24 protein-coding genes and 1 CRISPR repeat array are annotated in these 23,102 nt (G+C 51.7%); of the genes, 17 read left to right on the top strand and 7 right to left on the bottom strand.

Annotated elements, in window-relative coordinates:
- Positions 1-15: 15 nt before the first annotated feature.
- The 13 genes from J1836_RS10105 (at position 16) to J1836_RS10045 (ending at position 11,143) form a co-directional block, all read left to right on the top strand.
- Positions 16-285, top strand: a complete 270-nt coding sequence (locus J1836_RS10105) for a BrnT family toxin (RefSeq protein WP_207250978.1) — start codon at positions 16-18, stop codon at positions 283-285.
- Entirely contained in the window at positions 269-553 is a 285-nt protein-coding gene (locus tag J1836_RS10100; RefSeq protein WP_207250977.1) for a BrnA antitoxin family protein, read from the top strand. Before J1836_RS10105 ends, J1836_RS10100 begins: the two co-directional genes overlap by 17 nt.
- A 106-nt stretch (positions 554-659) precedes the next feature.
- On the top strand, positions 660-1,778 hold the full coding sequence (locus J1836_RS10095) for a putative CRISPR-associated protein (protein ID WP_207250976.1): 1,119 nt from the start codon (positions 660-662) through the stop codon (positions 1,776-1,778).
- Between the two features lie 9 nt (positions 1,779-1,787).
- Positions 1,788-2,897 carry a CRISPR-associated ring nuclease Csm6 gene (gene csm6, locus J1836_RS10090; protein ID WP_207250975.1) on the top strand — a complete coding sequence of 370 codons (1,110 nt, stop codon included), beginning with the start codon at positions 1,788-1,790 and terminating at the stop codon, positions 2,895-2,897.
- A gap of 2 nt (positions 2,898-2,899) precedes the next feature.
- Complete coding sequence (locus J1836_RS10085; RefSeq protein ID WP_207250974.1) at positions 2,900-4,216, top strand: PDDEXK family nuclease; 1,317 nt, start codon at positions 2,900-2,902, stop codon at positions 4,214-4,216.
- Positions 4,217-5,744: 1,528 nt separating this feature from the next.
- Entirely contained in the window at positions 5,745-6,032 is a 288-nt protein-coding gene (gene cas2 / locus J1836_RS10080; RefSeq protein WP_207250973.1) for a CRISPR-associated endonuclease Cas2, read from the top strand.
- A 3-nt stretch (positions 6,033-6,035) separates the two neighbouring features.
- Positions 6,036-6,371, top strand: a complete 336-nt coding sequence (gene cas2 / locus J1836_RS10075; RefSeq protein ID WP_207250972.1) for a CRISPR-associated endonuclease Cas2 — start codon at positions 6,036-6,038, stop codon at positions 6,369-6,371.
- A 9-nt stretch (positions 6,372-6,380) separates the two neighbouring features.
- Complete coding sequence (gene cas1, locus J1836_RS10070) at positions 6,381-7,385, top strand: CRISPR-associated endonuclease Cas1 (RefSeq protein WP_207250971.1); 1,005 nt, start codon at positions 6,381-6,383, stop codon at positions 7,383-7,385.
- Positions 7,382-8,209, top strand: a complete 828-nt coding sequence (locus J1836_RS10065) for a reverse transcriptase domain-containing protein (protein WP_207250970.1) — start codon at positions 7,382-7,384, stop codon at positions 8,207-8,209. Before cas1 ends, J1836_RS10065 begins: the two co-directional genes overlap by 4 nt.
- Positions 8,210-8,253: 44 nt before the next feature.
- Positions 8,254-8,844: a Uma2 family endonuclease gene (locus J1836_RS10060; protein ID WP_207250969.1), complete on the top strand. Its 591-nt coding sequence runs from the start codon at positions 8,254-8,256 to the stop codon at positions 8,842-8,844.
- A gap of 180 nt (positions 8,845-9,024) precedes the next feature.
- Positions 9,025-9,408: a CRISPR direct-repeat array (repeat unit 36 nt; unit sequence TTCTGAAGACCGCCCTGATTTAAAAGGGATTAAGAC).
- A gap of 99 nt (positions 9,409-9,507) precedes the next feature.
- Entirely contained in the window at positions 9,508-9,750 is a 243-nt protein-coding gene (locus J1836_RS10055; RefSeq protein WP_207250968.1) for a hypothetical protein, read from the top strand.
- Between the two features lie 160 nt (positions 9,751-9,910).
- On the top strand, positions 9,911-10,132 hold the full coding sequence (locus J1836_RS10050) for a hypothetical protein (protein ID WP_207250967.1): 222 nt from the start codon (positions 9,911-9,913) through the stop codon (positions 10,130-10,132).
- A 42-nt stretch (positions 10,133-10,174) separates the two neighbouring features.
- A complete protein-coding gene (locus J1836_RS10045; protein ID WP_207250966.1) occupies positions 10,175-11,143 on the top strand; it encodes a DUF2130 domain-containing protein in 969 nt (322 codons plus the stop codon).
- Positions 11,144-11,258: 115 nt separating this feature from the next.
- Here the strand turns inward: J1836_RS10045 and J1836_RS10040 are convergent, their stop codons facing one another.
- Positions 11,259-11,762, bottom strand: coding sequence for a phasin family protein (locus J1836_RS10040; protein WP_207250965.1), 504 nt, complete (start codon positions 11,760-11,762; stop codon positions 11,259-11,261).
- A gap of 241 nt (positions 11,763-12,003) precedes the next feature.
- Here J1836_RS10040 and ppc point away from each other — a divergent pair, with 241 nt between their 5' ends.
- Entirely contained in the window at positions 12,004-14,823 is a 2,820-nt protein-coding gene (gene ppc / locus J1836_RS10035) for a phosphoenolpyruvate carboxylase (protein ID WP_207250964.1), read from the top strand.
- A gap of 64 nt (positions 14,824-14,887) precedes the next feature.
- Here the strand turns inward: ppc and erpA are convergent, their stop codons facing one another.
- The 4 genes from erpA to argC all read right to left on the bottom strand — a co-directional run bounded on the left by erpA (position 14,888) and on the right by argC (position 17,696).
- The gene (erpA, locus tag J1836_RS10030; RefSeq protein WP_207250963.1) at positions 14,888-15,238 is read right to left on the bottom strand and encodes an iron-sulfur cluster insertion protein ErpA; all 351 of its coding nucleotides are present in this window, start codon (positions 15,236-15,238) and stop codon (positions 14,888-14,890) included.
- Between the two features lie 72 nt (positions 15,239-15,310).
- Positions 15,311-15,775, bottom strand: a complete 465-nt coding sequence (locus J1836_RS10025; protein WP_207250962.1) for a bactofilin family protein — start codon at positions 15,773-15,775, stop codon at positions 15,311-15,313.
- Between the two features lie 6 nt (positions 15,776-15,781).
- Positions 15,782-16,633 carry a DUF6776 family protein gene (locus J1836_RS10020; RefSeq protein ID WP_207250961.1) on the bottom strand — a complete coding sequence of 284 codons (852 nt, stop codon included), beginning with the start codon at positions 16,631-16,633 and terminating at the stop codon, positions 15,782-15,784.
- A 31-nt stretch (positions 16,634-16,664) separates the two neighbouring features.
- The gene (gene argC / locus J1836_RS10015) at positions 16,665-17,696 is read right to left on the bottom strand and encodes an N-acetyl-gamma-glutamyl-phosphate reductase (protein WP_207250960.1); all 1,032 of its coding nucleotides are present in this window, start codon (positions 17,694-17,696) and stop codon (positions 16,665-16,667) included.
- A 77-nt stretch (positions 17,697-17,773) separates the two neighbouring features.
- On the opposite strand from argC, the gene J1836_RS10010 reads away from it, so the two are divergent.
- Positions 17,774-18,277: a TlpA disulfide reductase family protein gene (locus J1836_RS10010; protein ID WP_207250959.1), complete on the top strand. Its 504-nt coding sequence runs from the start codon at positions 17,774-17,776 to the stop codon at positions 18,275-18,277.
- Between the two features lie 3 nt (positions 18,278-18,280).
- On the top strand, positions 18,281-18,706 hold the full coding sequence (locus tag J1836_RS10005) for a CopD family protein (protein ID WP_207250958.1): 426 nt from the start codon (positions 18,281-18,283) through the stop codon (positions 18,704-18,706).
- Positions 18,707-18,763: 57 nt separating this feature from the next.
- On the opposite strand, the gene J1836_RS10000 is transcribed toward J1836_RS10005, so the two are convergent.
- A complete protein-coding gene (locus J1836_RS10000; RefSeq protein WP_207250957.1) occupies positions 18,764-19,234 on the bottom strand; it encodes an RNA pyrophosphohydrolase in 471 nt (156 codons plus the stop codon).
- Positions 19,235-19,281: 47 nt separating this feature from the next.
- On the opposite strand from J1836_RS10000, the gene J1836_RS09995 reads away from it, so the two are divergent.
- Entirely contained in the window at positions 19,282-20,007 is a 726-nt protein-coding gene (locus J1836_RS09995) for a histidinol-phosphatase (protein ID WP_307792574.1), read from the top strand.
- Here the strand turns inward: J1836_RS09995 and recC are convergent.
- Complete coding sequence (gene recC / locus J1836_RS09990; protein WP_207250956.1) at positions 19,988-23,101, bottom strand: exodeoxyribonuclease V subunit gamma; 3,114 nt, start codon at positions 23,099-23,101, stop codon at positions 19,988-19,990. The two genes, J1836_RS09995 and recC, sit on opposite strands and share 20 nt — an antisense overlap.
- Position 23,102: the final 1 nt, after the last annotated feature.

Genomic DNA, 23,102 nt, shown 5'->3' with positions numbered 1-23,102 from the left:
TATTAGGCAGGCAACATGCTTATTCGGTGTGACCCGCGCAAGGATGCGCTCAATATCCGCAACCACGGTCTTTCATTGAAAGAGGCGGAAAATTTGGAGTGGGATTTGTTGAAAGCCGAGGAAGATGCCCGCTTTGCTTATGGCGAAATGCGCATGGTTGGTTTTGTGCCGATGGGTATGCACCTGTTCTGTGTGGTGTTCACTGACTCTGGCGAGATTCGCCGAGTCATCAGTTTACGTAAAGCGACAAAACAGGAGTTGAGACGTTATGTTGATCAGTTCTAAATCTGGACGTGTGTTTGAGATGCCAACCGATGAGGAAGATGCCCGTATTCGGGCTGGCATTGCGGCTGACCCAGACACGTATGAAATGACTGCGGCAGAAATGAAGCTTTTGCGCCCCGTGGGTCGCCCTAAGGCGGAATCGACTAAGGAGCGGGTAACGGTCAGGTTGTCAGAAGAAGTAACCGCATACTTCCGCGCTACAGGCAAAGGCTGGCAGACGCGCATGGATGCTGTGTTGAAGGAGTATGTTGGCTCGCATCGGGCTTAGGGTATTCACAAGCTTGCCAAGTTAGCCAACCACCATCAACACCATTTATACTGCATCCCTGTTAAAGATTGACCACCGCGCAACTCTCACCAAGGATACAGACACAATGCCTAACCTGATCGTCTCCACCTGTGGCACTAGCTTGCTCACCAATAACAATGACACCTGCACACTCAGCCCTGAGTTACGCAAACTATTCACGAAGCACGCTAATTTGCAAAATGCTGCCGACTGCCCCAGCAACGAACGCCTGCCGATCGACAACCACCTGCGCCAACGCACCAGCGACGTGAAGCAAGCCAATGATGCCGAGCTTGCCAAACTCAGCGCAGAAATGAATGCCATCTTCAAATTCTACGACGGCAAAACGACCCCGCAAGACATGCACATCCTCATTCATACCGACACCTGGTTAGGGCGTGAAACCGGCAATCTGCTCCGCGAAGTCCTGAGCCAACGCGGTTTCAGTGTCGATACACCCACCATCAGCGACTTGCGCACCCAAGACCTCGACAGTTTCCAGCTTGCCCTTTCCGAGCTGGTCAAATGGGCAGTCGAAACCCTGCCCGCTTACCAGCAACAACAATACAAAGTCATCTTCAACCTCACGGGCGGCTTTAAAAGCATCCAAGGCTTTATGCAAACCCTCGCCATGCTTTACGCCGATGAAACCGTTTATATCTTTGAAAGCAATAAAGAGCTGTTGCGCCTACCCCGCTTACCCGTGCGTTTGGATGGTGAACAAATCGTGCGTGACCACCTCGCCGTGCTGCGCCCGCTCGCGCTCGGCTTGCCGGTATCGCGTGATGCGGTGGATGCCCTGCCCGAAACGTTGGTGTTGCGCCTTGACGATGACCGCGCCCTGTCGCCGTGGGGGGAATTGTTGTGGCAACAGCACAAAACCGCCATCTACGGTGCAGGCCTCCACGCCGCACCATCTACCAAAATTCACTTCACCGACACCTTCCAGCGCTCCATTGCTGGGCTGTCGCCGGATCGTTACGAACGCCTCAATCAGCAAATCGACAAACTTGCGCAATACCTGCACTCGCAACGTGCCACCAATCTCAAATCGTTGGATGTAAAAGCCCTGCATGTGCCGCGCCACGGCGGCTGCACTCACGAATTCGACGCATGGCACGACCAAAACGCCAAACGCGTGTTCGGCTGGCTCAAGGGTGACACGTTCACCTGCGAAATCCTAGAAAACGGCGTGGGGCATTAAGGAGTGGTTATGCACAACGAACCCCAACCTCACGACTTTGATCGCCGTATCTTGCTAGCAGTTGCTGGTGGTTCGCCTGCCATTGTCACGGAAACATTGTACGCACTCACCCAAACCAGCCAACCCGCGTATTTACCCACGGAAATTCACATTATCACCACGACGGGCAAATTCGGGGATCAAGCCATTCGCAAAGCATTGCTTGATGATCAACGCCTGCAACAGCTTTATGATGCCTATGGCATGACGCTGCCACCGTTTGATGATAACCACATTCACCGCATTACCGATGCTAACGACGTACTACTGACCGACATTACCACTGCCGAGGACAACGAAGCGGCTGCCGACTTCATCACTAACATAGTGCGCAAATTCACTCAAAATGATAATACCAGTTTGCACGCCTCTATTGCGGGTGGACGTAAAACCATGAGCTATTACATGGGCTATGCGCTGTCGTTGTACGGGAGGATGCAAGACCGCCTCTCGCATGTTTTGGTGGATGAAAGCCTCATTACCCGTGATTTCTTTTTTCCACAACCCAATGAAAATATTGAGGTAAGACTTGCGAATGTCCCCTTTGTACGTTTACGGGATGGCTTAGGCTTTGCGGAAGAGTTAACGCAAGGGAAGCATACCTTTAGTCAGGCGATTGAGCTGGTACAACAGCAATTTGCGCCCGTGGCGGTGAAAATTGACCTTGATGGCTGGCATTGTGGCGGCATTGAGGTGCAAGACCCAAAACCGACGCGCTTATCGGTCTACGCTTGGTTACTAGAACGCCATCAACACGAAGAGCCACCCTTACGCTTTAACGGTGATGACGCGGACGAAGATTACGCCGCTGAACTACTGGCAATGTATGAACGTCTGTATGGCATCAAAGGCATCGACAAGATGGAAAAAGCCTTGAAAAAAGGCATGACGGCTGATTACTTGCGCCCCCACATCAGCCATTGCAATAAGGTGCTAAAAAACTCGCTGAAACAAGCGGCAAAGCACTACCTGATCCAAATGCAAGAACGCGCCCCGTATGTGGAATATTGCCTGCCTGAAGGCTTAACGATTCAAGCCATTACGCTGGATATTCCTGATCAAAGCCATGCAAGGACATAAACATGCCGCCAAATCTCTTCATCGCCCTCTCTACTGGGCAAAATATTGCTAACGTACTCCCCATTCTGGAACGTGCTCAACCGCATGACCGTATCGTATGGCTAGAAAGCCCATTAGCGACCAAATCTCATTGGAGTCAAGCCGCAATGGCTGTGTTACGCCAGCATGGTTTTAACCATCAGGAACAAAAAACCTTGGCGAGTGAAGAGGTATCATTATTCGCTGCTGCCATCCGGCAATTATTGCTGGATTACCCAAGCGATACCCCTATCTTTGTGGCTAACGGCGGTACAAAATTACAAGCCATTGCCGCCTATATCCGCCCTGACCTGCCCGTACTCTACAGCCTTGACCGACCTTCCGCCTATGAATGGTATCCGCACGGTATTTTGCAGGCAGGTACACGCCTCATCTACCAGCAACACACTCTTGATTTAGACGACATCTTACAATTGCGGGGTATGGAACGCAAAAATACCGACGCAACCTGTATTTGGGGTAAACAACCTGAGCTACTCAAACCGACTTGGTACGGGCAACATATCCCTGACACCATCAGCCTGCATGACGAACATCATGCGTTTGGCTTACAGCGTGTACTGAGCAATCCATTGCCCGGTGATGTGCTGTGGAAAGCGGTTCAACAACATCAACAGCCAGCATTAGCGGCATTACGCAATCAGTTACGAACGTGGGCAAGCCGCCTCCCTTCCGATGGCTTACTACAGAACATTGCGCTCAGTTCACGCAAAATGTTCGACAATGCCGCCTACGCCTTGCAACAGCAAAGCCCGCCACCTCAACACTCACTTGGTTCATTATTTGAACAGGCGGTCGCGCAGCGTACCTGCCAATGCTTGGATGATAATCCCCCACTTGCCGCATCCGTACAATCTGTTTGGCTGAATACGCAGATCGGCAAGGTCGGTAAAGAGCAACCCGTTGTCATTGAGACGGATATTCTGCTGGTACTGAAAAATGGAGTGCTGATTCATCTGGAATGCAAGTCGCATAAAGCCGATAACAAAGATTTGGATGCCCGTCTGCTCAATCTTCAGAACGTCAGCTCCCTACAAGCACGGATGACCATCTGCTCCCCCTGTTACACCGCTTACACGGATAAACCGTGGTTTCGCACCCAACACGAATTTAAAACGCGGGTAGAATCACTTAATGCTTTCACTTGGTTGGCGTTTGACTTTGAGGCGCAACCCGAACATTACAATCTACCCGATGATAACCAGCAAATCCAGTACACTTGCAGTCGCTTTGAATATGGTCTGGAAAAATTACTCAAGCCATTTATGGCGCAGCAGTAGCGACCGTTATTGGCAACCTTGCCAAGCCTAACAACTCACTAGTCATCCTTCATACTGTCCTCATCGAAACAACAGATGAGGACAGCAACATGAACATCAGCATCCACTCCGCCACTCACGACTTCGCACCCCTCACTCGCCGCGCACGCACTGATCGTGACTACGTGAAGCACGTCCTCAACTAAACCCGATGTTTGGCAAATTTGCCAAGCCAACCACCTGACCAACAACACCGTAGCCTACACACACTGAAACAACACAAGGACATACACATGAAAAACATCATCGGCAACCCATTCCCTAACAAACCCTCGGACTCATGCCCGACCATTTGTGACCTCATCAAAATCATTCTTCGCTAATCCACAAGGAGCAATACCATGCCTATCCTCATCGCCGTTCTCGCCGCCATCGCCACTACCGTCAGTGGTCACTCATGCCCCAATAAGCGTTAATCACTCAATTCAAGGAGAAACACCATGATTCCTGTCATTCTTTATCCCGTCATCGCCGTAGTACTGGCGGTAAAAAGCGCCCACGACAGTAAGCGTATTGACGACCTCGAAAAGCGCAACAACAAGCAATAACACAAGGAAACATACATGAAAAATATTATTGGCACCCCATTGCCCAACAAATGCCCATGCCCATTTCCTCTGCCACTGCCATTTCCTTTTAACCGTTAATCACTCAATTCAAGGAGAAACACCATGCTCGTACTCATCCCTGCCATTGCGGCTGCCATTACCAAGCTCATCCTCGACCACGACTGCAACAACCGCTAAACCCACCAACGGGCAGCCCTCACGGGGTTGCCCAATTTTCTACAACACATTGATCAAATCGCATCAGGAGTAAATTATGCCCATCATCCTCGCCGTTATTGCCGTCGCCGTTATTGCTGCACTGCCTTGCTCACGCCGCTAATCGCGGCAACAAACACTGCACTTAACTAAGCCCGACACACCGCAAGTTCACAATCTTGCCAAACCCGACAAGCTAACCAACAACCGATAACCTAAGCGCACTCAAACAAACCAAGGAAAAATACCATGCCTGTAGCACTTGTTACTTGCCTCTGCGCTAACCCCGTCACCGCAGCCATTCTCGCCGTCGGCTGTGCCGCAGCCATCATCATCCAAGCCACCAAAGACTAACCCACACCACCAACGGGCAGCCCCTCACGAGGTTTGCTCAACCGTGTCAACCAACAACATACGATCCAGCAACACACAAGGAGACAAATATGCCTGCAAAACTGACAAAAACCTGCCAACGCTGCAAAACAACCAAGGCGTTGGATGAGTTTTTCCACAACAGTACGAAACCGGACTTCCACAATGGCATCTGCAAAATTTGCCAAAAGACAGTAAACCAACAACGTCATACACAGCAATCATCTGATCAATAAGGAGAAAACACCATGACGACTTACTACTCCGATCCCCTCGACGACATGGATGATGATGAACTGATCGACGCGCTACTCGACGCTATCGTCGAAAAATACTTCTAAAGGGAGAACACCTTGAAACGCAATGCCGCCGTCATCGCTTACGACATCGTGGAAGATTCGCGCCGCCGTCAGGTACACCGTTGCCTGAAAGCGTGGGGGCTGGCTTCCCAATATTCGCTGTTCGAGTGCCAACTGAGTATGCGGGAAGCGGAAGAGCTGTTTCTGCAACTCACTGCCTTGATCGACTTGCAAACCGATAGCCTGATGCTGACGTGGATGGATACGCAACGGTCGCCGCGCATGGTCACGGCGGTCAAACATACTAACAACTTCCAAGCGCCACTTTGGTACGAGGGTTAAGCGATGAAGCAATGGCATTTGTTGGCGTATGACGTGCGCGATGAAAAACGCTTACGCAAAGTGCATTACTACCTGCGCAAACGCGCTGTGCCGCTGCAAAAGTCGGTGTTTTTGCTGCACTGTTCGGCGGCGGATTTGGCAACGACTTTGCAAGGAGTGCGCGAACGGGCGCATTTGCGTGAAGACGATATTCGCCTTTATCCCGTGCATACGCCCGCTGCGATTTGGGCGGCGGGTCAACAAAACAGTGCTGTGCAGAACTTGTACGCGGGTAAGCCTGCCGCCACACCGGAAGACACGGGCTGGTTACAACAACTCAAACAAACACTGTTCGGTTAGGGGGAAGACATGCTACTGGTGATTGATCGTAAGGAAACCACGGTACGCCATACCACGGGCGCGTTACGGCTGGAACGCCCGGATGAGCCTGCCAAAACCATCCCGATCCAAATGTTGGAACAGGTGGTGGTGTACGGCAATCCGCTGGTGGAAAGCGCGGTGTGGCGTGCCTTGGCGGAGGCAGGCGTACCCACCACCTTAGTGGATTTACGCGGCAAACAGCACAGCGCGTTTTTGGGGGCGGGCTTGGCAACGCAACTCCCGACGCGGCGGATGCAGCACCGTTGTGCCGATGATGCCAGCAAGCAGTTGGCGGTGGCGCGGTATATCGTGCAGCAAAAATTGCTGGGGTATGCCTTGCCGTTGCAATACTTGCCCACGCTGTATGGGGTGGATGCCGAACGGGTGCAAACCTTCCAGACGCAAGTGGCACAAACGCTGGCGAAGCTGCCAAAGGCGTCGAGCATCAATAGCCTCAGCGGGTTGGAAGGGCAAATCGCGGCGGCATGGTTTGCGTTGTTAAGCACGGCGTTGGGGCAATGGCACTTCAAGGGACGTAACCGTCAGCCGCCGCGTGATCCGGTGAATGCGTTGTTGTCGCTGGGTTATACGTTGATGTTGAGCGAGGTGCGCCACGCGTTGTTGCAAGCGGGTTTTGATACGGCGTTGGGGTTTCTGCATCAGGATTATCCGGGGCGGGAGTCGTTGCCGTTGGATGTGCTGGAACTGTTCCGTGGGTCGGTGGATGCGCTGGTGTTGCAATGGCTGCACCACACACCGCTTGATAACAGCAGTTTTTATTACCGTGAGGCGGAAGGTTGCCGTTTGAGCAAGGCGACACGTCCGCTGTTTTATGCGGCGTGGGCAAGCTACCGCCAGCAATGCCCGCGCCCGTTTGCACCGAATGAGGCAACGGCGTGGGGTACGGCGAGTTTGCGGGAAATCATTAATGGACAGGTGGTGCGTTTGCGGGATGTGCTGAAACAATTGGACAATCAGGAGAATACCCCATGAGTGTTTTGGAAACGGCGATGCAGCCGGAGACCTTGGATAAGGCGTGGAATTTGTTAAAAACGGAGCATACGCCATGGTCGGTGACGGTGGATCGTGAGCAGTTGCAACGTAATTTGATGCGCTATTTGTTGCAGTGCCGTGAGGAGGTGTTGTCGGGGCGTTATCAGCCGCAGCCGTTGCGCCAGTTTACGATGGCGAAACCCGATGGCAAGCAGCGGGTGATTTCCGCGCAATATTTGCAGGATAAGCTGGTGCAACGCGCCTTGCTGATTGTGTTGGAACCGAATGCAGAGACGATTTTCCATCACGACAGTTACGCTTATCGGCGTGGGCGTAGCGTGCAAATGGCGTTGAGCAAGGCGCGGGAACGTATCCGCATTGGGCAGGATTGGCTGGTGGATGCGGACATTAGCAAATTTTTCGATAATATTCCGCTGACACCGCTGCAAAAGAAGCTGAAAGCCTTCATCAAGGACAGCGATGCGCTGACGCTTATCGACAAGTGGCTGAAACAGGGGGCGCATTCGAGCAGCTTGTTTGGTACATCGCGGGGGATTTCGCAAGGCTCAATCTTATCGCCGTTGTTTTGTAACGTGTACATGAACGAGTTCGATCAGGCGTTGGCAGATGCTCATATTCCGTTTGTGCGCTTTGCGGATGATTTTTTGCTGTTTGCTACCGAGCAAGACAAGGCGGAAAAGGCGTTGGCATTTGCGGGGAAAAAGCTGACGCAGATGGGGCTGGAATTGCACCCGACCAAAACGCGGGTGGTACGCAGTAGCCGTGAGGTGATCTTTCTGGGGGAGGCGTTGCCGCAACGCTAGAGTTGACCTATGATCAAGGCTCAAGTAGTGACAGGAGTAACATCATGCTGGCAGTGAAAATGACGATAGACAATCCGGCTTATATCACTGAGCAGGAATACTTGGAAGGTGAAAAACGGGCGGAAGAGCGCCATGAGTATGTGGATGGCGGGGTGTATGCGATGGCGGGAACAAGTCGGCGACATAACAGTATTGCGTTCAATATCGCTTTCAATTTACGGCTGGCTTCACGCGACAAACCTTGTGACATCCACTTATCTGATGTCAAAGCTAGGGCGCAACGCTCCAGAGCCTATTACTATCCAGATGTGATTGTGAGTTGCGAGCAAGATGACGCGGATGAATATTATCTGGAAAAGCCGTGTCTGATCGTAGAAGTTACCTCCAAATCCACCGAGTGGAAGGATTACGCTGAAAAGCTGATTGCTTACCAAAAACTGGCATCGTTACCGGTTTATTTAATTGTGGCGCAAGATCAGCCGCTAGTGACGATGTACTACCGCGATGAAGAAAGTGGCTGGGAAGTGGCGCGATTCGATGATCTGGAACAAGCGCTCACGTTGCCCTGCCCTGACTGCACGTTGACACTGGCTGACATTTACGAAGGGGTTGATTTTACCCAAGCTGCTGAATAATCCTTCCATTCGCAGTGAAATCATTGTAAAATCAAACCATTAACACGCAAAACCTGAGCGTGTCGCTTCTTTAAAAACTTGCTTCGTTGGATTTTTGCCCAAGACAACTTTTTATACAGTGAATTTTCTGCTAAGGGTCTCTGTAACCCATTGATTCAAAAGGCTGATTAGACACGAGCCTTCTGAAGACCGCCCTGATTTAAAAGGGATTAAGACGTTATCAATGATGCTCATTCTGAAAAAGATGATTCTGAAGACCGCCCTGATTTAAAAGGGATTAAGACACTGGTATTTCTTGCGATAGTTGCGCTGAAAGTTTTCTGAAGACCGCCCTGATTTAAAAGGGATTAAGACTAGCTTTTTGCTTCTTTCTTTGCTGCATCGCAATTTCTGAATACCGCCCTGATTTAAAAGGGATTAAGACTAGATGAGGTCAAAGTCATCTTCAACAGCAGCCTTCTGAATACCGCCCTGATTTAAAAGGGATTAAGACATAAAAGCCGTGCAGCACATCACCAACGCGCAAATGTTTGAATACCGCCCTGATTTAAAAAGAAGTTAGACCATCCCAGTAGGGGCAATTCATAAATTACCCCTATACTCCGCCATCCCCCACTGCTATCATTAGCTTAATTTATTAACAAAAATAGCACGGGGCTTCTCATGGGAATTCGTTTCTCGTCCATCATTATGGGCGCAATCTTGGCAGGCATCGGTTTTGTCTGGGTACTCAGCACAACCATCGCCGCTTTTGGCTGGTTACAAACCTTCGCCAGCATCGTGCTGACCCTCGCGCTCGGCTTGTTCTATCAGATCGGCTACAGCGACGGTAAGAACGCTCACTACCTAAACGCCAAGCCCGGCGACACCACCCCAACACAGCAACGCTGCGCACCAAAAGCGTAAATCAGAGACAATGCCAGCTATCTGTCAAAGTTGACCATCAACCGTTTTGCTTATTTGCTGCATCGCAGCAAATTTGTTAGCCTCGTGTGAACCCTAAGCCCATCGCGAACGTCTAACACAAAATAACGTTCACACACCAAGGTTACACAGGCACAACGATATGAAAAATTACGTGGTTATTGGCGAAAAATGGAAACGTGCCATCGTCTTCACCAGCGAGTATTACGCTGACTATTACATGACAAAAAACTGCCCCGGCGTTTGCTGCGAAAAATATTCCGAAACCGATTTCAACAGCACATTCGGGCAACGCGCCCACACCGTGCTCGAATACGGTGTGAATGCTTACAACGCCCAAGCCCTAATACTCATCGGTGACTAATAACGCCTATACTCTGCACACTGAGTAACCAAGGGCGAACCCATGCAAGACACCACCATCGAATGCCACCGCTGTGGCACAACCATTGCCATTTCCGATGTGCTACGCGGACAAATGCGCCAAGAACTCGCTGCCGAACAACAGCAAGCCATCCGCACCGCCATCGCACGCACTGAACAACAAGCTCAAGAACGCCTGCAACAACTCGAACACAGCTTACGCAACCAAATCGCTGAGGAACAAGACCTAAAGCTCAAGCAAAAAGACCAGCAAATTACCAACCTGCTCAAGGACTTGGAAAATGCCAAACGCCGCAGCGAACTCGGCTCACAAGAGCTACAAGGCGAAGTGTTAGAACAAGACATGCAAACCACCTTGCAACACGCCTTCCCGCACGACCGTATCCAGCCCGTCCCCAAAGGGATGCGCGGCGCGGACATTATTCAAACCGTCATCAACAGCCAATTGCAAAAATGCGGCGCAATCATCTGGGAATCGAAAAACACCAAAGCATGGCAACCCGCATGGCTGGATAAACTCAAGGAAGACCAACGCACCGCCGGAGCGGCGATTGCCGTACTGGTATCGGTCGTTGTACCGGAACAGATTCGCGGTTTTGGGCGCATGGATGGCATTTGGGTGAGTGATCTGAAAAGCTGGTCGGCCCTTGCTGCGGTATTGCGCGAACAACTGATCCAAGTCAGTTACGCCCACGCCGCCAGTCAAGGGTTGGATGCGAAAATGGAATTGCTGTGGCGTTACCTCGCCGGTGATGAATTCCGCCAGCGGGTCGAAACCATTATTGAAGCCTTCGATACCATGCAGGCGCAAATCAGCAAAGAACGCCGTGCCATGGAAAAGCATTGGAATGAACGTGAAAAGCAATTACAGCGTGTCATCAGCAGCACCACGGGGATGTATGGCGCATTGCAAGGCATTATCGGTAAAGCCATGCCTGTCGTGGCGGCGTTAGAATTTGCGGATGGGTTGTCGTTGGAACACGACGAATAGGCAAAAAATTACCCGCGTCAAGCGCGGGCAATGGAGGATAAGCGGGCTGGATCGCTAGAGAGAGGAGGAGGAGTTACACCCCAGCCCACTGCCGACTAAATCGGGAATCCTAAAATTAAGCAGCTTTAGCTTTAGCAGCCGCTTTTTGAGTCGCTTCAACCGCTTTGCCAGCAGCTTCTTTAGTCATTTCAACGACTTCAGCAGAGGCTTTTTCAACAGCAGCGGTAGTCTTCTCAACAGCTTCAGTAGCAGCTTTCTTGCCAGCTTCAACTGCTTGTTCTGCACCAGATTGAGTGTATTTAGCCGCTTCTTCCATGATAACGGTCAGTTCGTCACGAACAGCAGTCAACATTTCAGTTGCTTCACGCATGTTAGCAACCCATTTTTCGCCACAAGTGCGAGTAACGTCTTGTTGCAGAGCGTTCAGTTCAGTGATGTCTTTCACTTTAGTCGCTGCTTCAGCGTTCTTAGTGCCCATTTCAACACAAGACTTCATCAGGTCAGCCTGCTTAGTAGCCAGTGTTTCAAAGGTTTTCATGTTCAATTCGCCGATTTTCTTGGCAGAAGCCATAGCGCTATCACTGAATTGTTTTACGATGTTCATCATTTCGTTTTGCATGTCATGTCTCCTAAGACGGGTTTAATTTTAATCTACTTGTGCAATGCGTTTGTGCATTTGATGCAGTGCACAATATCGCTTTCTCAAAATGCTGTCAACATTTTTTTGCTGCATCGCAACAAAATCAGAAAAAATCCGCTTGCTTGGTTGTCCACGGTGCTTCCGGCATAATGCTGGGTCTACTTTTTGCATATGTATGCCATGTACTTTGTGTCTCAACTATTCAGGGAAACCGCACATCATGAATGCAACTACAGACAAGCCATTCGACGTTGCCAAATTACAGGAAAATATCCGCCAGTTCGGTGAGTTGCTAGGGGAAGTCATCAAGGAACAGGAAGGCGAAGCCGTTTACGCGACCGTCGAAAAATTACGCCGAGGCTACATACGCCTACGTAAAAGCGATGACGCGACCACGCGTCACGAGCTGATGCACCTCATTGATAGCCTTGACGTCGACATGCTCGAACAAGTCATTCGTGGCTTTAACACCTTCTACATCCTCACCAATATCGTTGAAGAGGACTTCCAACACCGTGAACGCCGCCGCGAAATCCAAAAAACCGATAGCCCCTTGTGGAAAGGCTCAGTACGCCGCTCCGTCCTAGAGCTGCAACAAAGCGGCATGACCGCAGGCGATATGCAGTTCCTGATGGATCAAATGCGCTACACTCCCGTATTCACCGCCCACCCCACCGAAGCCCGCCGCCGCACCCTGATGGAAATCCAACGGCGCATCTTCTTGGTTATCGACCAGCTTAACAACGACCCCGAACCCAGCGAACGTGAATCCTTAATACGTCACCTGAAGGCACAAATACAGCTCATGTGGCGCACCAACGAAGTGCGTACCCGCAAGCCGACGGTGGAAGATGAAATCCGCTACGGCTTGTACTACTTCCGCGAATCGCTGTTTGACGCAATTCCCATCGTATACCGCTATTACGAACGCGCCGCTCGCATCGCGTATGGCACGGGCGCGGTCACTGTACCGAGCTTCCTACGTTTCGGTTCGTGGATCGGCGGCGACCGCGATGGCAACCCGTTTGTTACCCCCGCGCTGACCCGTAAAGCCATCCGTATGCAAATGCAATTGGCGCTCGAAGAATACACCCAGCGGGTAAAAGCCTTGCGTTCCATCCTCTCGCACTCGCTAGAATTCATCACGCCTAGCCCTGAATTCAGCGCGTATTTACAACAAGAAGACCAACGTATTGGCATCGGTGATGTGGTCTTCCACTACGCGCACGAAAGTTTCCAGCAAGAGCCTTACCGCCGCCTCTTGAGTATCATGCACCACAAATTGCAGGAAACCCTCAAAGCGGTGAATGCGCGTCTGAACAACAAACACGCCACCCTCTCGGCGGATGCTTACACCGATGTTGCCGAATTTATCCACGAGCTGTACCTGATTCGCGATTCACTGCGAAGCCACGGCGATCTGGTGATTGCAGGGCGCGAACTCAAAGACCTCATCCGCCTCGCCGAAACCTGTGGCTTTGGGTTATACAAACTCGACATTCGCCAAGAATCCACCATTCACAGCGAAACCGTCGCCGAGGTCTTACAGCTTGCCGGTCTGTGCCATAATTACTTGGAACTGCCCGAAGCCGAGCGCATGGAAGTCCTCGCGGAACTGATCCTACGCCCCCGATTGCCGATGCCGCACCGCCCCAAACTCAGCGACCGCACCGCCGAAACGCTGGAAATTTTCGATTCCATGCTCGAAATGCGCAGCGAAGCGGGGGCTGGTATTTTCGGTACTTACGTCATTTCCATGACGCATCACGCCAGCCACATTATGGAAGTCCTGTTGCTAGCACACATGGCGGGGTTGGTCGGCTACGATGCTAACCGCCAATTGTTCTGCCACATCCAGATTTCACCGCTGTTTGAAACCATCGACGACCTCAAACGCATTACCGAAGTCTTGAGCCATTTGCTGGAGAATGAAGCGTATCGCGTCTGCCTCGCTGCTTCCGGCGATATGCAGGAAGTCATGCTGGGCTACTCAGACTCGTGCAAAGACGGCGGCATCCTCGCTTCCAACTGGAATTTGTACAATGCGCAAAAAGAAGTCATCGCGCTCACTGACCGCTACGGGGTGAAATGCCGCTTATTCCACGGACGCGGCGGCACAGTCGGACGCGGCGGCGGCCCCACCCATGAAGCCATCATTGCGCAACCACCCGACACGGTTCACGGGCAAATCAAATTCACCGAACAGGGCGAAGTGCTCGCTGCCAAATACAGCAACGTGGAAACAGCGGTGTATGAACTCGGTGTCGGCAGCACGGGTCTGCTCAAAGCCAGCGTCGGCTTGCTGAAAAAACGTGGCGCTTACCCCGACGAATTCCACAATGCCATGAGCAGCATCGCCGCCGCTGGCGAACACAAATACCGCCAACTCACCGATTGGACTCCGGGGCTGATGGATTACTTCTACGAAGCAACTCCCGTGCAGGAAATCGCGCTATTGAACATTGGCTCACGCCCCTCGCACCGCAAAAAAACCGTGCGCGACAAAGGCTCAATCCGTGCGATTCCGTGGGTGTTTGGCTGGGCGCAATCCCGCCACACCCTGCCCGCGTGGTACGGTATCGGCACGGCGTTAAGCACTTTTCGCACTGCGCACCCCGATAACGACAAGCTGCTGGAACGCATGTACAAACAATGGCCTGCGTTCCGCTCCTTACTGAGCAATACGCAGATGGCGTTGTACAAAGGGGAAATGGATACGGCGCGTGAATACGCCGCACTCGCCAGTGATCAAGCCAGTGCGCAAACGATTTTTGCCGACATTCGAGCGGAATACGAACTCACTGTAGCGGAAGTGTTAAGCGTGGCACACCTCAGCGCCCTCATGGAAGACACACCCTTGCTGCAATATTCCTTGCAACGCCGCGACCCTTACCTTGACCCGCTGAACCACATTCAGATCACCCTGATCCAACGGCATCGCCAGTATGTGCAGGAAACGGGCAATACCGATTCACCGTGGTTGCCGACTTTGTTGCGGACGATTAACGCCATAGCGGCGGGAATGCGCAATACGGGGTAAACAGGAGTAAATCCCGAACATAAAAAAAGCCGCGAAAGCGGCTTTTTTTATCAGTGAGGAGTTCTTACGGGCTGAACGATGACCCACAACCACACGTCGTGGTCGCATTAGGGTTACGAATCACGAATTGTGCCCCTTCCAGACCTTCGGTGTAGTCGATTTCTGCACCAACCATGTACTGGAAGCTCATCGGATCGATCAGCAAGGTCACACCGCCGTTTTCCACAGCCGTGTCGTCTTCATTCATGTTTTCGTCAAAGGTGAAGCCGTACTGGAAGCCGGAACAACCGCCACCTTGTACGAACACACGCAGTTTCAGCGCGTCATTGCCTTCATCTTGAATCAAGGCTTTTACTTTAGTCGCTGCCGCATCGGTAAACACCAGCGGGGAAGGAATAGCGGTCTGCACGCTCATGAAAAATCTCCTACAAAATGATGGTATGACGTTACGTTACCATTGCGCGGGTAACAAGGCAAAAAAGCCTTATTAGTTGTCGGAAGGTGGTGTTAACGGTGTTGGCGGCGTCGCAAACTTACCGGATTCTGGCTTTTGACGTACCAATTTACCGTTCACTTCCGCACCGACGGCCATTTCCAGCAGGTTGTAGTACACGTCACCACAAATACGTGCTTTCTCGAACAATTCGACTTTACCGCCTGCAAATACGTCGCCGTCAATCATGCCATTCAAGACCATGCTGGGAACGCGTACTTCACCTTGAATATGACCGTGCTCACTCAGAATCAGCGTGGCATCTTCACCATCAGCGGCAAGATTGCCTTTAATGACACCTTCCACATGCAGACCGCCGGAGAAACGCAAATCGCCGTCAATGGTCGTGCCTTTGCCAATCATGGTGTCAATTTGCGCACTACGAATTTTCTGATCGCCATGACTTGGACTACTGGCGGGACTATTGCCACCGCTACTTTTGGCGGATTTTCCGAACATGTGTATTTACTCCTTGGTGGTGGATACGGTTAAATCAGTCGCGGTGGCGCTGATTTTACTGAAAGTAGACCAATCATAACTCTTCGTCAGGCGTTCAGGTGTTTCGCCTGAATCTAACGTGACCTTTACTTTAACGGATTCTGGCACGAAATCTTTCGGAAACACCAGATTACCTTCCAAACTCTGATAATGCTTTACATCAAACGCGGCACTGACCTTTTCATCAGCCGGTGTCACGTCTTTATGGGGCACGCTCGCCGCTTTACCGTCTTGCTTGCCGCTGATAATAATGCTGTAAGTCCCTTTCACAGCAGTGTCGCCGCCTCGGATATGCGCTAACACCAAATGGTATTGGTATAAACGTTGCCCGTTAAGTCGCTTGCCATCGTTATCAACCAAGCGTTCTTTGACCGCGAAGTGCTGAAGGTGCAAGCCCTGCTCCAGCCCATCGGGTGAGAGAATTTCTTCATACAACGCTAATTTATCACGTTGCACGGTTAAGTCCGCTTCTGCAGCCGCAAATTTACGGTTGAGTTCCGCATTCGCGGCAACCTGCACGTCTTCACCGCGCTTGGCGGAAGCTAACTTACCCTCTAACTCACGAATCGTCGTGACCTGTTGCGTAATGAGTTTTTCCTGCTCATCCATTTTACCGCGCAAGGTCACGGCATGAATACCGCCAGTGGCACTGGCAGGGGTCAAATAACCGCTGAAAAACAACCAACCCGCCAAAGCCAGCAGCAGCACGCCAGTAGCAATCATAATATACCAGCAAGCATTGCGCTTAACGCTACACCCGACAGGACGCACCTGCACTGTGCCGCGATTTTCAAATTTATATTCTAAGTTCATGCTCATGCGCGATTAACTTCCCCCTTACGCCAATACGTCAGGGCAATAACCCCGGCTGTTGCAACGCTGTCCCTTCGGCGAGGTCAAGCATTAAGTTCATATTTTGTACTGCTTGTCCCGCAGCGCCTTTGACTAAATTATCAATGACGGAGAGTACCACAACACGTTGCCCATTACCGGGGCGATGAATGGCCATCCGACAAACGTTAGCGCCACGTACCGAACGGGTTTCAGGGTGCGAACCGGCAGGCATCACATCCACAAACGGTTCAGCCGCATAACGGGTGGCGTAAAGCTGCTGCAAATCGGCTTCTGTGGTCAGCATGGCATAAAGTGTAGCGTGAATCCCACGAATCATCGGTAATAAATGGGGTACAAAAACCGGACTTATTGCTGTTTGCGCAATCGTGGAAAGTGTTTGCGCAATCTCAGGCTGATGACGATGCCCAGCCACCGCATACGCCTTGAAATTATCGCCCGCCTCCGCCAACAGCGTGTGGACCTCAGCTTTACGCCCTGCCCCACTCACGCCCGACTTGGTATCCGCAATAATCCCCGCCACATCAATCAGGTTATTTTCCACCAAGGGCAACAAACCCAAGGTTACGGCAGTAGGGTAACAACCAGGGTTCGCCACCAAACGCGCGTTACGAATCGCCGCACGGTTTAATTCCGGCAAGCCATACACCGCTTCTTCCACCAAATGGGGGCTGGCGTGCTGCATTCCGTACCACTTTTCCCACACCGCAATATCTTTAATGCGGAAATCAGCCGCAAGATCAATGACTTTCGTGCCAGCATCCAACAAGGTTTGCGCACTTTTCATCGCAATGCCGTTCGGCGTCGCAAAGAATACCAAGTCGCACGCACTCAGCGCTTCATCAGAAGGCGCGGTAAACGTCAGATCCAGATAACCACGCAAGTTGGGGAACATCGCATCCACACGGCTACCTGCGTGCTCGCGGGAGGTCACGCAGGTAATCTCTACCGCAGGATGGCTCACCAGCAACCGTAACAACTCAACGCCGGTATACCCTGTCGCGCCTACAATACCAATCTTCCTTTTCACACTAACCCTTTTATGTCGTCTGGAAAAATCCCTGTATAATACGCCTTCCTTAACGATTAACAAACTGCTGCAACACTATGAAACTGGATACCAAAGGCATCGCCATCTTGGCGTTTATTGTGGGCTTACTGACCTTCTTCGTCTTCATGCCCAGTAAAGGGCTGCAAGGCATTCCCACGGCTTTGCAGGTGCAAACGCTTGAAGGCGAAAACCTCTCCCTCGACAGTTTGCGTGGTAAACCTTACCTGCTGACCTTCTGGTCAACGACGTGTCCCGGCTGTGTCGCTGAAATTCCACTGTTACAAGCTTTGAATCAAAAGATGCAAAACACGGGTTTCCGTACCATTGCCGTTGCGATGAGTTACGACGTGCGTACTGAAGTTGAAGCCATGCGTACCCAAAAAGGCATGACTTACACCGTTGCGCATGACCAAAACGGTGAGCTGGCAAAGCAATTTGAGGTACGCGTCACACCCACCTCTTTTTTAGTCGGTGCTGATGGCAATATCGCCGTTAGAAAAATGGGGGAATGGAAGGAAGCTGAGCTAGAACAAAAAGTTCGCGAATTACTGAAAGGATAACTCATGTACCTATGGATCAAAGCCATCCACGTCATTTTTATGGTGACGTGGTTTGCTGGCTTGTTTTACTTACCGCGCCTGTATGTGTACCACGCCATGCCGGAAAACAGCGGCAGTTTTGCCCTATTCAAAATCATGGAACGGCGCTTGTTTGCCATTATGACCATTGGGGCAGCCATCACACTGGTGTTTGGGCTTATTATGTTGGCGCTAAACTGGCAATATTTGCTGGTGGCAACCCATTGGTTTCACGCCAAATTGCTGCTGATTGTGCTGCTGCTGGGGTATCACCATGCGTGTTACAAGCTGATGATCAAGTTCAGGCATGATGCGAATACGCACGATCATCGATGGTATCGCTGGTTTAACGAAGCCCCCAGCGTCTTACTGATCGCGGTAGTCATCTTAGCGATTGTGAAACCGTTTTAAGAACCTCTCTTAGCCCCGCGCCCCTTGAGAGAGAGGGGGCTGGGGGTGAGGGGTATTTTACTCCAAAAACGGCGCTAACTCATTCAGCGCTCGGTTGTAGACTCTGCGTTTAAAAAACACCACTTGGTTGGCGGGCTTCCAATAGTCTACCCACTCCCAATGGTCAAATTCCGGTTTCCCGGTTGCCTCCAAATTGACATCATGATCCTGGCATAACAAACGCAGTAAAAACCAACGTTGTTTTTGCCCGATGCACAACGGCCTCGCACGACGGCGAATCATGTAATGGGGGATGCGATAGCGCAGCCATCCTCGCGTTTCTCCGACAACTTGCACTTGATCGTGCCGCAAACCGACTTCTTCGTACAGCTCACGAAACATCGCGTCTATCGGTCTTTCTCCCTGATCGATTCCTCCCTGTGGAAACTGCCAGGAATCCTGTCCTAACCGTTTCCCCCAAAACACTTTCCCGTCGTAATTGCAGAGGATGATGCCAACATTGGCCCTGAATCCTTCCTCATCAATCACGATTCACTCTCCAAAGCTGAACTTTCCCTGATTTTTCCACAACTGTCATGATTCGGCAATTTAACGCTGCCAAAAAGCAGGTACAATTGTCGGTTTTCCGCAAACGGAGCGAAAAACGCATGACCTTGGCACTTTTTGACTTGGATCACACCCTTCTCAAGGGTGACAGCGATTACCAATGGGGACAATTTCTCATCGGAAAGGGCTTGGTTGAACCTGAGCAATATGCGGCTGCTAACTTATATTTTTTCGAGCAATACAAACAAGGCGTATTAGACATTCACGCTTATTCAGCTTTCGCTTTTGAACCATTGAGTGAACACAGCATGGCAGAACTCGCAGTACTGCACCGTGAATTTATGGTCAGTGTTATCCAGCCATTGATCACCGATGCAGCACGGCAACTGGTCGAACAACACCGTGAACAAGGACACACGCTCATGGTGATTACCGCCACCAATAGCTTCATTACCCGCCCGATTGTGGAGGCGTTTGGCATTCCGCATTTGCTAGCGACTGAACCGAAGGTGGTGGATGGACATTATACCCGCGAAATTGACGGCATCCCTTGCTTCCAAGCAGGCAAAGTCACCCGCTTGCAACAATGGCTAGAAACCAGCGCGGAAACCCTCAGTGGCAGCTATTTCTACAGCGACTCACGCAATGATTTGCCGTTATTGGAAATGGTCGACAACCCCATCGCGGTTGACCCCGATGACACCCTGCGTGCCATTGCCTTGGAAAAAAGCTGGCCTATCCTGTCCTTGCGCTAACCATTTGCCCGAATACCCCGCTGGCAATTGCCACGAACGCGTCTTCCTGTGCTTCCAGCGGATTGACACCACGGTACAGCAAACGGTATTCGGGCTTCTCGCATTCACCTGCAAAGCTACCGCTGCCATCCCACGTACTCATGATTTTTGCCACATCCGGCACTTTCTGTTCCATCAAATTGAAGCCAGATTTGGGGAAAAACGCCAACGGCTCGTGCAAGCCTTGCCAATACCATTCCAACAATTGGTGTAACTGCTCCTGTGCATTCGCCACAGCTTGCAATTGATAGCTTTTTTCCGGCGTGTAAATCAAGGTTTGATGCGGGCAAATGCTCTCCGGCAAGGTATTCAGCGCCAGATGATGCAGCCAAATATCCAACCAATTCCAGTAACTGAGTTTGTCGAATTCATACACGGTGCGCCCCGTGGTTTTATCCAAATCACCCAATGTACCGCTCAACTGAAACTCCCCCAACGTCAAGCTAACCGTTTCACGTTGCAAGAGCGGCAACGGCTGAATGCTGTGGAAAAAATCCTCGGTAATCCCCGCCTCTTTACGGAATACCAACTCACCGGGTTTACCGTGCGGCAATAGCCCTTGCGCCCGCAACAACGCTTCAGCACTCGCGGCTGGTTGTTCCTGTTGCAATTGCCGGAAAATACACGAGCGTACATCCCGCTCGCTGTACTTTTCCAAGCCAAACGGTTCGCGTATCGGCAGTTCGTCGCCGTATTCGGTTAAGCGCAAACCGAAACGTTCTTTCAGAAAGAATCGTGCCGGTTGTTGATAAAAGCGGATCAGGGAAGCAAGGCTGACGTGGCGGTAGCTAGGGTCGGGTTCAGGCAGCACATCACTCTGCCAGAACGGCGGACAAAGGCGATGTTGTGCCGCACTCCCCTGCTCCACGTATTGGTTATAGGTGAACAAGCCATTCTCACCGCGTAAATATTTGCGACTGAAAGCTTGTAGCGGGTGTTTGGTCAGCAGCGTTTGGCGACTATCCGGTACACAACGTTCCACATAATCCAGCAATTCACTGACCAGCACCGACGGAGGTAACTCGCTGTTATCATGCGGGCTTTGCCCAATGTAGCTGATGTACAGCCAATCGCGGGCGGAGAGAATGCTTTCCAGAAACAGGTAGCGGTCTTCATCACGCTTGAGGCGGTCGCCGCGCTTAATCGCTTGCCCCATGCGGTCAAAACTGGCACGCGCATCGCGACGTGGGTAAATCCCATCATTCATGCCAATCAGTGCCACAAACCGGAACGGCACGGTACGCATTGGCATCAAGGCGCAACAGGTAATCCCACGCCCCAAAAAGCCGTCGGATTCGCTGCGTTTGTCGAGCAATTCCAGCAAAGCACTTTGGTAAATCGCCCATGCCAGCGGCTGCGTAAATTCGGCTTGAGTCAGTGTCTTTTCTAGCGTATCCAGTGCTTGCCACACGGCTTGCAACGGTGCATCCTCACCCACCACCGCATCCAGCAAGTAACGGAAACGCCGATTCCATTCGCTCACGGTTTGCTGTTGTTGCGCCCATGTAGCTAGCTCGAAAACTGCATCCAGTACTTGCTGTAAACGCCCTAGCACTTCTGCCTGACTGCCTTCAATCTCATTCCACGGCAAAATACCGCCGAACAACTCATCACCGGGCATGGCATAGCCCAACAGCAAACGATCCAGCCCGTAACGCCACGTATGTTCCGGCGTATTTGCCCCGCCGAGTTCGGGGCGCATTTCCGCATCACTGCCCCAACGAATATTCACCGCCCTTATCCACGCCCGGCATTGCATGACTTGCGCCTCATCCACGCCTAAGCGCGTGCGCACCTCCTCAAATTCCAGCAAGGTCAAGATGCTTTCGACATCACAACGCCCTTGCGGAATCGCCAGCAAGTGTTCACACAAATTGGTAATGCTTTGCGTATAACCGGGGCTACGATCCGCAATGCTAAACGGCAAGGGATGGACTGCGCTGGAAAACACCGCATCCAAATACGGCGCGTAAGTGTCAATATCGGGGGTCATCACCACCACATCAGCAGGCGTTACGTCGGGATTTGCCGCAAACAAGGCGAGAAGCTGATCGTAGAGCACTTCGACTTCGCGCATGGGGGAATGGCAGGCGTGGAAGGCGATGGAGGAATCAAGGGGCGAGGGGAGCAATTCAGGCATACGCAGGTGCAGCATGTCCGCTTGTACACGTCCTAGCAGCGTGATTTCATCTGGCTCATAGAACTGCGCATCATCGTCGAGCGCATTCGCGTCGATCAGCAAATCGAGGAAGTCGCGCCCTTGCCGCCCCCACGATGCCAGCAGCGGATTGCCGACATTGAAGTAATCTTGCACATCGACTTTCTGCTTGCGTTTGCGCTTTTCGGTTTCGATGTCACCCCAATACTCTGCACACGGATTCATTAGGTAGATGTGGATGTCGATGTATTCGGCAACCTTGCCCAGCAATTGCACATAACCGGGCGACAACACGGGTACGGAAAAGAAGCACAGCCGCGAGGGTAATTTATCTCTATCTATCGTGCCCAAAGCCGCCGCAAAATTATCCTGCAAGCGTACCCAATGCGGCAATTGCTGTGCGCCCGCGACGCGCCACCACAAGCGAGCTTGCCAATCGTCAGTTGCACCTTTGCACTGTTCCCATTCACGTATCCAGTCGGGGCGGAAGAATAAGTATTGGTCAAACACTTTGGTAATTTGTGCCGCTAATTGCCACGCAGCCGTTGCACCGCCATCAAGGTAACGCGCTAATTCAGGCCAAGCCTCCGGCTCTTGTAGGAAAATGTCCAGCAAACGCCAGCGCATCACCGCAGGCGCACACGGGTCTTTTTCCGGCACAGCCCCCCCCAAGGCCATCCGCAGCAATTCCCACGTCATTTCCGCTGGAAACAAGTAGCGAATATTCGCAACGATGCCATTGTAGCCTGCCGTTTGCAGCGATAACCAACGCCCCATGCCGCTATTTTGCACCACGACCTGTTCGGTTTGCAGCGGTGCTAACGGTTCATGACGCTGGAGTTCGGCAAATTGACTGGCAAGCTGTTCGAGGTGATTGGAATGGTGCAGGTAGAGCATG

Origin of the sequence: Thiothrix fructosivorans, from assembly GCF_017349355.1 — a bacterium.
Lineage (GTDB): Bacteria > Pseudomonadota > Gammaproteobacteria > Thiotrichales > Thiotrichaceae > Thiothrix > Thiothrix fructosivorans.
The sequence above is the reverse complement of the archived record's forward strand: the minus strand, read 5'-3'. Positions and strand labels throughout refer to the sequence as shown.